The 11571-nt window shown below is 52.8% G+C and carries 10 protein-coding genes; 1 reads left to right on the forward strand and 9 read right to left on the reverse strand.

All coding sequences use genetic code 11. The annotated features are described in order from the left end of the window. Positions 1-27 precede the first annotated feature (27 nt). The 9 genes from AB7C91_RS08595 to AB7C91_RS08635 all read right to left on the reverse strand — a co-directional run bounded on the left by AB7C91_RS08595 (position 28) and on the right by AB7C91_RS08635 (position 10855). A complete protein-coding gene (locus AB7C91_RS08595) occupies positions 28-1494 on the reverse strand; it encodes an extracellular solute-binding protein (RefSeq protein WP_428590617.1) in 1467 nt (488 codons plus the stop codon). Positions 1495-1509: 15 nt separating this feature from the next. Further along, the gene (locus tag AB7C91_RS08600) at positions 1510-2400 is read right to left on the reverse strand and encodes a carbohydrate ABC transporter permease (RefSeq protein ID WP_332445997.1); all 891 of its coding nucleotides are present in this window, start codon (positions 2398-2400) and stop codon (positions 1510-1512) included. Then, positions 2400-3299 carry an ABC transporter permease gene (locus AB7C91_RS08605; RefSeq protein WP_332445996.1) on the reverse strand — a complete coding sequence of 300 codons (900 nt, stop codon included), beginning with the start codon at positions 3297-3299 and terminating at the stop codon, positions 2400-2402. The genes AB7C91_RS08600 and AB7C91_RS08605 overlap by 1 nt, the downstream gene beginning before the upstream one ends. Positions 3300-3311: 12 nt before the next feature. Then, positions 3312-3623: a DUF4387 domain-containing protein gene (locus AB7C91_RS08610; protein WP_332445995.1), complete on the reverse strand. Its 312-nt coding sequence runs from the start codon at positions 3621-3623 to the stop codon at positions 3312-3314. Next, positions 3623-4993, reverse strand: coding sequence for an acyclic terpene utilization AtuA family protein (locus AB7C91_RS08615; RefSeq protein WP_332445994.1), 1371 nt, complete (start codon positions 4991-4993; stop codon positions 3623-3625). The genes AB7C91_RS08610 and AB7C91_RS08615 overlap by 1 nt, the downstream gene beginning before the upstream one ends. Beyond that, the gene (locus AB7C91_RS08620) at positions 4990-5682 is read right to left on the reverse strand and encodes a FadR/GntR family transcriptional regulator (protein ID WP_332445993.1); all 693 of its coding nucleotides are present in this window, start codon (positions 5680-5682) and stop codon (positions 4990-4992) included. Before AB7C91_RS08620 ends, AB7C91_RS08615 begins: the two co-directional genes overlap by 4 nt. Positions 5683-5755: 73 nt before the next feature. After that, on the reverse strand, positions 5756-6859 hold the full coding sequence (locus AB7C91_RS08625; RefSeq protein ID WP_332445992.1) for an AI-2E family transporter: 1104 nt from the start codon (positions 6857-6859) through the stop codon (positions 5756-5758). Positions 6860-6900: 41 nt separating this feature from the next. After that, the gene (gene pgmB, locus AB7C91_RS08630) at positions 6901-9783 is read right to left on the reverse strand and encodes a beta-phosphoglucomutase (RefSeq protein WP_428590624.1); all 2883 of its coding nucleotides are present in this window, start codon (positions 9781-9783) and stop codon (positions 6901-6903) included. Between the two features lie 31 nt (positions 9784-9814). After that, positions 9815-10855: a LacI family DNA-binding transcriptional regulator gene (locus tag AB7C91_RS08635; RefSeq protein ID WP_428590627.1), complete on the reverse strand. Its 1041-nt coding sequence runs from the start codon at positions 10853-10855 to the stop codon at positions 9815-9817. A gap of 111 nt (positions 10856-10966) precedes the next feature. Between AB7C91_RS08635 and AB7C91_RS08640 the strand changes: the two genes are divergently transcribed. Continuing rightward, positions 10967-11470 carry an asparaginase domain-containing protein gene (locus AB7C91_RS08640; RefSeq protein ID WP_332445989.1) on the forward strand — a complete coding sequence of 168 codons (504 nt, stop codon included), beginning with the start codon at positions 10967-10969 and terminating at the stop codon, positions 11468-11470. The last annotated feature ends 101 nt before the right edge of the window (positions 11471-11571 follow it).

Consider the following 11571-nt stretch of genomic DNA (forward strand, 5'->3'; position numbering starts at 1 on the left):
GGTGCTCCGACCCCCGATCGGCGCAAATTACTTCAATACCGTTGCAAGATAGTCGCTGATGCGAGTCCCGCCTGCAGCGTTCCACTTGGTCACGAATTCATCGAAATCGGAAATGGGGCGAACTCCCCGAATAATGTCGGTGGAATATTCCCGGTACAGCTTATCCATTGCATCCTTCAACGGAAGCAAATCCTCAGGAAGCAGTACATTGGTGTCGGGAGCGAAATACTTGGCAGCCGCATCCAGTGAAGCTATTGCAGGACTGGAAAGAACTTCTCCCACCACCTTCGAGGTATCGAGGCCGTTCATGGTCGGCCAGAATTTGGCCCACCAGGAGGGGAACTGCTTGGTCAGGACATATTTGCCGTTCTCCATCGTGTAATGAATGCCTTCCAATCCAAGCTTGTCCAGGACTCTTCCTTCCGGTCCAGCCATGTACTCCAAGACCGCCCATGCGGCATCCTTTACCTTGGAATCTGCATTCATGGCAAACCCTCTGCTCTCCTTGGTGACATCGATGCTCTGATACGCCTGGCTTACCCCTTTTGCAGGAGGCAACACGGCCAACTCGACTCCCTGGGCTTCCTTCATCTTGTTGTTATAGACGTTCACGACATCTCCGGCAGTCCCGGCTACGAAGCCCGCAGTTCCTTCATAGAAGGCTTGCTCCATCGTTTCCCAGGTCTTGGTGACATATTCATTGTCGAGCAGTCCGTCTTTGTAGAGCTTTGCATAGAAAGCGAGCTTGTTCTTGGTCGCATCAGTCGCTTGCGAGTACACCCACTTCCCGTTTTCCTTGATGATGGTAGCGGTGATGCCGAATGCATGGTTGAAGACGGAGTCCAGCTTCAGGATTCCCCCGTCGGTGGTGATGGGCCACTTCGCCAAACCCTTATCCTTGATTTCCTTGAACAGGGCATAGTAGTTGTCCACACTGGGATTTGCCAGCAAGGCCTTGCTGCTCTGAAGGGAAGCGAACCAGTCGGAGCGCATGACCGGAATCTGGACCCTCGCCGGAGCAAGCCACAGCAAGTAGGGATAATTCTTCATGGCGGCCTTGTTGTGATCGGCCATGATTGCTTTCACATTAGTGGATTTCTCAATGTAGGGAGTCAAATCCTCAAGCAGTCCTTCCTGGGCCAACGGCTGGTCGTTGCCCTGGAAATAGATCAAGTCAGGATTGATCTGACCCGTCCTGAATGCAATGGGAACCACCGTGGCATAGCTTCCGGTAGGAGCAGACAGAATGACCAAATCGACATAGGTCCCCTGCTTGGCAAGGCCTTCTTCGATATCCTTTTCCAAAATCCCCAGTTGCTGGGCATCGGTCACCGGGTCAACATCCTTGCAGAGATAGGTTACGGTAACCGGTTTGTCCGGTGTGCCGATTCCAGCCGTTGCAGGAACCGTCGCGCTTTCCTTGGACCCTGCAGCCATTACCATGCCTGCACAGAGCAGGAACACAATACAAAGCACCAATCCTTTTTTGTTCATAGACAACCTCCAATTTTATTCCTTGATTCCACCTGAGAGCACATCCCTCGCATAGAACCGTAGTACAAAGGGATACAACACCAGAATAGGGATGATCGCAACAATGATCGTAGCCCCTTTCAAAGCGCTGTAGTCTGCACGCGCCAGTGCATTATAGTCATAGACATTCTGTTGACCGAGAATGGAGACAGTGTCTCCGAGGACCACAAACTGCCGCAGAATCACCTGCAGGACTGTGTCGGTGGACTTTCTGGTCAGATAAATGCCTGCCCGGAAATATTCATTCCATCGGACCACTGCATAGAACATCGTGATGGTCGCAACCCCGGCCTTGCTCAACGGCAGGAATATCTTGCTCAGCATCTGCAGGTGGTTCGCCCCATCAATGGTTGCTGCTTCCACAATGGAATCGGGAACCTTCTCGAAGTACCGCATCATGATGATCAAGTAATACACGTTCACCGCCGTAACCAGGATGACCGACCATTTGCTGCCCATCAGCCCAAGCTTCTGCACCACCAGGTATTCTGGGACCAGTCCGGGATCGAAAAGCATCATGATGATCAAGAAGACCATGATCGGACGCTTGAGCGTCAGATGCGGTCGGGTAAGTGCATAGGCAGCACTTGCGGTCAACACGATGTTCACCAAGGTCCCGACCACGGTGATGATGATGGAATTGATCAAGGAAGGCACCAGAATGGGATGGCTGAACACAATGCGATAATTCACCAGGTCGAAGGATTCAGGCCAGATCGCCAAACCACCCATCGTCACCGAACGGGTCGGACCGGAAAGGGACTTTGCCAGGATATTGAGCAACGGCACAAGCATAGTCAGGGTCAGAAAAAGCAAGAAGAGAGTGAGCAGGATCTGGGATAGGGAAATACGTCGGTTTCTCTGCATCACCACACCCCCGAACCGGTCGTTCGTTTGGATACGACATGGGTGGTATAGACCAAGGCCACACCAACCAATCCCTTGATCAGACTGACGGCAGTCGCAAGAGAATATTGGCCCCCCTCGATGCCGATGCGATAAATATAGGTGTCCAGGATATCTATCGTACTCTCCACCGCCTGGTTGGAGAAGTTGAACACCTGGTCGAAGCCGGCGTTCAGGAAGAATCCCAGATTCAGGATGAACATGGTGATCATGGGCGTCACCAATGCGGGCAGGATGATATGGGTGATGATCTGCATCCGATTCGCCCCGTCGATCTGGGCGGCTTCATACAAGGTCGGAGAAATGGCAAGAATCGCCGTGTAGAAGATGATGGAGTCCCACCCAAGGCTTCTCCATGCTTCACAAATCATGAGAATCCAACGGATCTTTGTCCGATCGGTCATGAAATCAACCGCCTTTCCACCGAAGATCCCGATGATCTGGTTCACCGATCCTGATAGGGAAAGTGAGTTGATCCAAATACCGGCGATTACCACCCAGGAAAGAAAGTGCGGCAGGTAGGAAATGACCTGCACATACTTGCGGAATCCAAAGGAACGCAGCTCATTGAGCATCAGGGCGAATATGACAAAACAGGGGAACAGCAGTACGTACTTGAGGAAGCTGATGATCAGCGTGTTGGAAAGGATCTGTGCGAATGCAGGACTGGAGAATATCATCTCGAAGTACTTCCATCCCACAAACGGCCAGGATCCCCGCGACCTGAACTGAAAGAACGCCAGACGCATGTTGATGATCGGCAGAACCCTGAACAGGATGAAATACAGAATGGTGGGAAACAGTAGGGCATACAGCACCCGTTCGCCCTTGATCCTCTTCCATTTGCTCTGATTGCGCATAGCCACTCCTCTCTAAGGAATCAGAAGATTCATCAACGGTGCATGCTGCTGTGCACCGTACACATCACGATCACCACAGGTACCCGAGGAAATGTTCCGTCGATAGGTGATCTTGATACCCAACGCCGCTTCAAAAAAGACGATCCCCAGAAGTTGGCCTTCTGCGAGATTGTACAACGTGCGGATGCGCTCTTCGGTCAACACGTTGCTTTGTACCACTCTCCGATAGGTAGCCAGGTCATCAAAGAAAATATCCAAGGTTATCAAAAACGGGCCGCTGTTCTTGCTTCGCAGCATACTTGCCAACTGGACCAACGTATCCATCACCGGCCTCCTTGCTTCCACCACTGCCAAGGGAAAAAAGCAAGGGGATCTTCGATATCCATCAAGTGATACACACTGAATGCATACACCGGGCCGAAATTCACATCGCTAGGAGCGAACGGAAATGCAAGATTGCCCGCAGTGGATTTACGTCCCGAATAATCGAAATGCATGAAGGTGGAACGCACCGACGAACAGAGCGCGGACGCCAATTCCGGAGTCTGTGCAAGTACCTCGAAGACGATTCCCAGTTCATGACAACTCAAACGCTCCGGTTCCAATGAACCCATTACGCCATCCTTTCCATAATTGATGAAATTGATCGTGTACAAATCTCGATCAATCTCCTTGTATTGTTGCTGAACGCTTTGGGTGACCTGCTTTTCCACTTCATCAATCCGTTCGATCAACAAAGGATCACGCACTCCACAAACCACGAAGGAACGATAGGCTACCTTTCGCGCTCCCTCCAATTTGATCTGATAGGGATCGGTTGCGGTAAGTGAACTGCCATACACGCCGACCCGATTCCTGGACAAGGCGGTGAAGGTGCAACCACTCAAATCCATGGCGATTCCCGGACCATGGAGCAGATAGGGATGGTCCTTCTCATAGAATGTATGGGCAGCGACACTGACCGGAGTGCAAAGACGCCGCTGGTCACAGGGATATACCTCAAAATGGTCTTCATACAAGGTTCCCAGCATGCAATCCTTGGTAGTCCCTGGGTTGCAGCACAAAGCGCCGCATTCCAGGACCTTGCCCAGATGATAACTCAGCGCCACGTCAAAGCCATGGAATACGCCGACTGCAGCGAACGGGGCCGGGTCGTAGGCACGTCCGCATACGATCAAATCGGCACCCGCCTTGAGGACCTGCAGAATCGGCTCGATCCCCATCTGGGCGACCACACCGGTGGTTTCCTCCAGAATTGTGGCATCCAAAGGAAGCGTTGCAGCATCCAGTGCATTCACCTTCCCCTCTGCAAGATGGTCCAGGATGGCCTGGTTGGGAATATCAGCCCAGATGACAGCCGTCTTCGGCTGGACATGCGGATGTTCGTCCAGGATCTCCTGGATGATGTCCATGGTCCAATGGACGTGGGACTGGCCTCCGCTGCCTCCCGCCGACCCGATCAAAACGGGTATCTTCAACTCCCAGCCACCCAAAATGATGCGCTTCAGATCCTTCTTGGCAGCCATCCGGCTTACGATCGCCGTTTTTGCACCCAGCTTGTGAGGACCGGCATCCGTTGAACCGGCGTCCACGACAATTGCATCCGGCTTCTGGGCGAGCCCGTAGGCAAAGGAATCATCAGGAAAGCCGTAGCCGAGGATTCCACAGGGGGCAAGCAGGGTCAACGATTTCATACTATTCCCTCCGCCTCCAAACGCATTCTTCGCTGTCGGACATTGTTGATATGGCTTTGCATTGCAGTGTGGGCGCCACACTTGTCACGGTTAGCGATCGCCTCGACGATCGAGCGGTGTTCAGCTTCAATGAGGGCCACCGTTCCTTCCTGTTTCTTGTTCGCCTGGGCAAGCTCTTCGATCAAATCATAATAGGTGTCGATGAAATTCATGTAGAAGATGTTGCGGGACGCCTGGGCCAGCTTGTAATGAAAATAATGGTCCAGACTGAAATGACCGCTCAATCTGGATGAGTCGGCCTTCAGGCTTTCCCCAATCTCCGCAATCTCCTCATCGGTTGCACGATCAATGACGATTTCCACCATTTTCGACTCCAACGAATCGCGAAAATCCAACAGATCCTGGAACGTGGCTTCCTTGAGGGCGTCGGAGACCGGCCTAGAAAGGCGCTCGATGACGTCCTTTTCCAAGAATGTGCCATCCTTGGTCTTTCTTCGAATATATCCGAGAGCCTGCAGCTGGATCATCGCTTCCCGGATAACCCCTCTGCTAACGGCAAATTGTTCACTGAATACGGCTTCGCTGGGCAGTTTCTGCCCGCCCTTGAGCTCCCCGCTATGAATCAATGCAAGGATTTGGTTCACTACCTTGTCTGAAAGTCGTTCGTTGCGCACTGGTACAAACGCCAAAGCATTGCTCCTTTTGTCCATTTGTCGGACAAATAGAGGATAGCATTGTTTCTTCCCGTCCACAATCTTTTTTTTATGTCAGTTGCGGTGCGTTCCTATCCCGTTCTTCCTTCAGTAATTGGTAGAGGGTGGCTGCGGTGGGAACCCCGAGCAGCACCCCGATGATGCCGAACAAGCCTGCGCTCAACAGCACGGCGACGAATACCCATACACCGGGCAATCCGACACTGGTCCCCACTACCCGCGGATAGATGAGATTCCCTTCAATCTGCTGGAGAATGACCAGAAACAACAGGAAGAACAATGCCAATCGCAGACTTTGCCCGAAGATCAGCACAAACCCGACCGCCCCGCCCAAATAGGCTCCCACCAACGGGATCAGGGCGGTCACCCCGATCACCGATCCCACCGTCAGGGCATAGGGGAAGCGGAACAGCAACATGCCCAGGGTGCACAAAGTCCCGAGGATGAGCGCCTCCACGAACTGGCCGGTGAAGAACTTGCCGAACGTGCGATTGGCTACGATGAGGATATGTGCCAGGGATGCTTGGTGATTTGGTTTCAAAAACCGGGAGAGCAGATAGGAAAGTTGGCCGAGCAAGCGCTGCTTCCCCAATAGGAGATACAAACTGAAGATCAAGGCGAGCAATCCGTTGGCGATGCTACTGACCGCCCCTCCCAGTACGGAGAATGCATAATCGGCCAAATGCGGGGAGGATTTCTTGAATTCGTCGATCGCCGTATTGATGTAGTTCTGGACCAAGGTAAACCCCTGATCCAATTCAGGACGCGTATGCATGAACTGCTGCACCGAATCCACGCTCGTCTGATAGAGTACCGGAAGATTCGCACTGAATTGCCTGATGGCCAACCCAAGTTGGGGAACCAGCAGGACCAATACCCCGGTGATGATCAACAAAAAGAAAGCCAAGGAAAGCAGGACGGCAAGGACACGGGCTTTCAATGGTTTCTTGAAGATACCGGCAAATCGCCGTTCCAGCTGTTTTGCCGGAAGATCGACGAGATAAGCAAATCCCACTCCGAACAGCAAAGGCTTGAGCAAGGACCAAACTGAGGAGAGAAACTGTACGGCCTCGGTGAAACGTACCACTACCAATGCGAGCACAGTGGAAATAAGAAGCAACGAGAGGATGCTGCGAAAGGTCTTTGTATCCATGAAAAAGAGTATTGCATACTCCCTTCCATCCTGCAAACCTTTTACCCCTTCATCACTTCCTGCAGAAGCGATAGGCTCAGGTCCTTGGTGGACGAAACCGAAAAATCGGCAAGCGGGGAAACAAGGCGCACCCCGATCGCCTTCATCCCCGCTTTCTTGATCGCTTGGATTCCCGCCTCCGCATCTTCTACCCCCAGACAATCGGCCGGATAGAGCGCAAGGAGTGTACAGGCTTGCAGGAAAAGATCGGGTTCAGGCTTGCCCAATGCAACCTGATTGACATCACAGATGGCATCAAAGACCTCAAGCATGCCCAGCTTTTCCAAGACGATCCGCGCATTTCTGCTTGCCGAGGCCAAAGCCAGCCTGATCCCTTCCTGCTTCAATGCAGCGAACAGCTGCGTCATGCCTTCCAATACATCTCCAGGTCCAAGCGAAGCGAGAGAATCTCGGTAGTATGCATTCTTTTCCTCAAGCACCCTTTGTTTCTGCTCATCCGTCCACTCTACATGGTTGTGGGCAAGGATGATATCGAGGGAAGCGCTCCGGCTGACCCCGAGCAACTTCTGATTGACCGTTTGGTCGAAGAGGAGGCCATATGCATCACTGATTTGTTTCCACGCCAGGTAATGCAGGCGTGCGGTATCGACCACCACGCCATCCAAATCAAACACCACCGCTTTCAGGACCGGCTTTAGGGAAAATACCGCCGGTCGATCATCCAATACAAACGATTGCATGCGGTGGACCAAGCTGATGGCTGGTCCTTGCATCAACGTATAAGTCGCTTCCTCCTTGGTGCAATGGAGACGAACCACGGAACCGCGCAAATTCAGACAGAAGGAAAAACCCTTCCAGGCTTCGGGGACCTTGGGATCGAAGGAGAACACGTCACCTGTATCACAGAAACCTCCGAACCCATATACCAAGGACATCCAACTGCCGGCCATCGCGGCCGTATGGATGCCATCAGCGGAGTTGCCGTGCACGTCATCCAAATCCATCCGCACGGTCTTGGTGAAGTAGTTCCATGCTTTCAGGGAGAAGCCGACCTCACTGGCCATAATCGACTGGATGCAATGGGAAAGGGAGGAGTCCCCGGTGGTATATGGTTCATAAAAGCTGAAATTCCGTTGCTTTTCCGCCTTGGAGAATCGACTGGAAAGAAAGAACATGGCCAGTACGACATCCGGCTGCTTGAGCACCCGGTGGCGGTAGATCACCAAGGGATGGAAATGGAGCAACAGTGGATACTGATCCCGGGGAGTACAGGCAAAGGGCCAATCGGGTTTGGAGAGAAAGGAATCATCCTGCTCTATGATTCCGAGTTCAGAATTATACGGGATGTACATATGTTCTGCTGCTTGAGAGAAGAGTTCCAGCTCCTCCTCCTTGACATCCAACGGCAGACGTTTCCCTGCCTCTTTCCATGCTTGTATCAAGCGGAGAGTGAAACGTAGGTTGTTCTGTGCCATCAGATTGGTATAGGCATTATTATCCACGCACGCTGAATATTCATCGGGTCCGGTTACGGTATGGATACAGAACCTGCCGTTTCTGGCAGCAGAGAACGAACCGAGGCTCACCCACATGCGGGCGCTTTCAATGGCCATCTCCAAAATGAATACCGGACAATCTTCACCGCTTGAGCCAAGATATTTCTCCGCTGCATAGAGAATGTCGGCATCAATATGGTATTGGGCGGTGCCCGCAGGGAAATAGGCACTGCATTCCTCCCCATTGATCGTCCGCCACGGGAACAATGCACCATCCAAGGAAAGTGTCCGGGCTCGTTTCCGTGCCTGGTCGAGAATTGAGTAGCGGTACTCGAGCAGCGATCGGGCGATGGCGCTTTTCGTATAGGCGAACAACGGGAGGGCATATGCTTCGGTATCCCAGAAATAATGGCCTTCATACCCTTCTCCGGTCAAACCCTTGGCGGCCAGACTGGTCTTCCCGTCCCGGCCGGTGGATTGCAAAAGATGGAAGATATTGAAATGCAGTGCTTGTTCGCAATCTTCATCCCCTTCGATGTGCACCTGTGCGACATTCCAGAATTCCGCAAGAAACGACTCCTGTTCCCGGGCAAGATAATCATACCCTTTCTGTGCAAGGGAATGAGCAAGAAACAACGCTGCATCGTCCTCGGTTGTATAGGCGATGTACTTCTCCATCGTCACACACTGTCCGGCCTCCAATGCAAGAGAACAGGTCACAAAAAGGTTCTGAGGATCACAATTCCAGACAACCTCCTTTCCGATGACCCGGTGCACCACAGCACCGTGTACAGTCAGATTACTGTTCCTCGTGCGTGCAGAAAACGACAGATCACTCCCATCAGCTTTCCTGTCCATTATGATGAGCGGCACAGAAGAGAACTTCGAGCCGACACGGGGGTCCTCTTCCGCCCGCCGGTTGTGACTGGCCAGGTCAAGGTAACTGGTGATACGGATGACGATCGGTCCGGTCGTAGCTTTCACCTGATAGGTGATGACCGCCCCATGTTTTTCGACGAACGAGACAAGTCTGGTGGTTTCGATCTCCACCTGCTTGCCACCATCCGTCATCCAATCGACATGACGCTCCAACCTACCCCGTTGGAAATCCAAGGTCCTAACCGAGGAGAGGAGTTTCCCGGTCTTGAGGGAGAATGACTGTCCATCGACTTCCAATTCGATTCGCTTCGGGTCGGGCAGATTGAGCAGCGTCTGATGATTCTTCGCATACCCGTAGGCAGTTTCTCCGTATTGGATCGGCTCACTGTCATAGAATCCATTGATGTAGGTACCCTTGTGGTAGGAACCTTCCGCTTCCTCGGTGTCGCCGCGAAGCCCCAGATACCCATTGGCCACGGTAAGCAAGGTCTCGTTCCTGCTGACGACGGAACGGTCGCATGCTGCATCCACATAGCGCATCGTGTCCATTCTTTCCCTCCTCAAGTTATGAAAACCTGCATCAGGGCCGGTGTTGTGCAGTCGACCCCCGTTCGGATAGCTTCAATTCAATGACTTTGGTACAAACCGGCCGACCAGGATTCCGCAACCGGTCCAAAAGCGTCTGTGCCGCCATCTCTCCCGAGGCGACCAAACGTTGGTCCACGGTGCTCAGATTCACGAATCGGGCCATTTCGATATCGTCGAACCCGACGACATTCAGCTCCTCTGGGATGGTTATCCCCAGATGTGCAGCACATTGGATGACTTGGATCGCCAGCGTGTCGCTGGAGGTGAAAATACAGTCGGGACGTTGGGGATGCTTCAGCATTGCAAGGATTGCCTTGGCGGCGAGCTGGCGGTCATTCTCCCCCAGCCAAAGATGGGAATCTTCGATGCCGATGCTTTTTTCCTTGAAGTAAGCGGTATATCCTTCCAATCGCTCTTCGGTCGAATGCACGGTGAAATGCAGGGTGCTCTTCTCACCTATGAAGCCGGGGATGCGACAACCGCATGCATAGAGAAACCGGGCGGCCATCCTTCCTCCCTCCTGGTTGTCGATGACCACAGCATCACATCCTTCGGCCGAGGTTTCGACGCAACAAAGGGGGAGGTCACCCAGTGAAAGCTTTTCGACAAGCGAGGCGTCGAGATGCATGCACAGGCTGATCAAGCCGTCAAGGCGTTTGCTTGTGCACAGCATGTCCAAGTAGCCTTGCAGCTCCTCGCTGCTCTGTACGGCATAGATGACCAGTTCATAATGTTGGGAAGACAGTACCCTGCTGATGCCTTTGAGGCGTTCCATGAAAGAAGGCTCGGTGAAGAATGGTGCGATGACGCCGATCCGTTTGTATTGCCTTCGGGCTTTCGCCACGGCATCGGCTCGGGGAACGAAGTTCAGTTCCTCAATCGCACCAAGCACCCGCCTTCGTGTTTCCAGCTGCACCAAAGAAGGGGCATTGAGCACTCTGCTGACAGTAGCCGTGCTTACCTTTGCCTTTTTCGCAACATCATAGATGGTCGGTTGTCCAATAGCCATATGCTCCTCTGAAACTGCTTTCATGGTACTGGTTTCAGTGTATTACGAGGAGCGTATCTGTCAAGCAAATAGTTTGGGTGAGCAAAACCTATGCTATACTTTGTGCAATACTGCAGATGATAGAGGTTGATACCTATGGCACAAGAATTGAGGATCATTACGACCGGGGGAACATTCGACAAGCAATATGATGCGATCAGTGGGGAGCTCACTTTCCGGGAGTCCCAGTTGCCGCGAATCCTTGGTCAATCGCGCTGTACCTTGACCGTCCATCTTGAGGGCCCCTTGGCGGTGGACAGCCTCTACATGACCGAGGACCAACGGCATGAGATCGCCCGGGCCTGCCAGCACAGCGCCGAGGACAAAGTCATTGTCGTCCATGGGACCGACACCATGTGCAATACGGCCAAGGTCATCGCCGAAACCTTAGGGGAAGGCAGTCAGAAAGTGGTGGTACTCACCGGTGCAATGATCCCCTACTCCTTGGAAGGCTCGGACGCAGTATTCAACCTTGGCTGCGCCATTACGGCGGTACAGTTGCTCCCCCCCGGGGTATACCTGACCATGAGCGGGAGAATCTTCCCTTGGAACAACTGCAGGAAGAACAAGGAGAAAGGAATCTTTGAGACGCTGAGCTGACAAAAAGGAGCCAGATCCCTACAAACGGGCTCTGGCTCTCAGATATAGCAAAGTCCAATGTCTAGCTTCGAACTTCTACTCTCGCAAGTTTCTCATACCAC

This window comes from Sphaerochaeta sp. (genome assembly GCF_050256055.1).
GTDB lineage: Bacteria > Spirochaetota > Spirochaetia > Sphaerochaetales > Sphaerochaetaceae > Sphaerochaeta.

Excerpts from the sequence above, each read along its gene's own strand:
- AB7C91_RS08595 (WP_428590617.1), bottom strand. The coding sequence starts at position 1,494 with ATGAACAAAAAAGGATTGGTGCTTTGTATTGTGTTCCTGCTCTGTGCA.
- AB7C91_RS08600 (WP_332445997.1), bottom strand. The coding sequence starts at position 2,400 with ATGCAGAGAAACCGACGTATTTCCCTATCCCAGATCCTGCTCACTCTC.
- AB7C91_RS08605 (WP_332445996.1), bottom strand. The coding sequence starts at position 3,299 with ATGCGCAATCAGAGCAAATGGAAGAGGATCAAGGGCGAACGGGTGCTG.
- AB7C91_RS08610 (WP_332445995.1), bottom strand. The coding sequence starts at position 3,623 with ATGGATACGTTGGTCCAGTTGGCAAGTATGCTGCGAAGCAAGAACAGC.
- AB7C91_RS08615 (WP_332445994.1), bottom strand. The coding sequence starts at position 4,993 with ATGAAATCGTTGACCCTGCTTGCCCCCTGTGGAATCCTCGGCTACGGC.
- AB7C91_RS08625 (WP_332445992.1), bottom strand. The coding sequence starts at position 6,859 with ATGGATACAAAGACCTTTCGCAGCATCCTCTCGTTGCTTCTTATTTCC.
- pgmB (WP_428590624.1), bottom strand. The coding sequence starts at position 9,783 with ATGGACACGATGCGCTATGTGGATGCAGCATGCGACCGTTCCGTCGTC.
- AB7C91_RS08635 (WP_428590627.1), bottom strand. The coding sequence starts at position 10,855 with ATGAAAGCAGTTTCAGAGGAGCATATGGCTATTGGACAACCGACCATC.
- AB7C91_RS08640 (WP_332445989.1), top strand. The coding sequence starts at position 10,967 with ATGGCACAAGAATTGAGGATCATTACGACCGGGGGAACATTCGACAAG.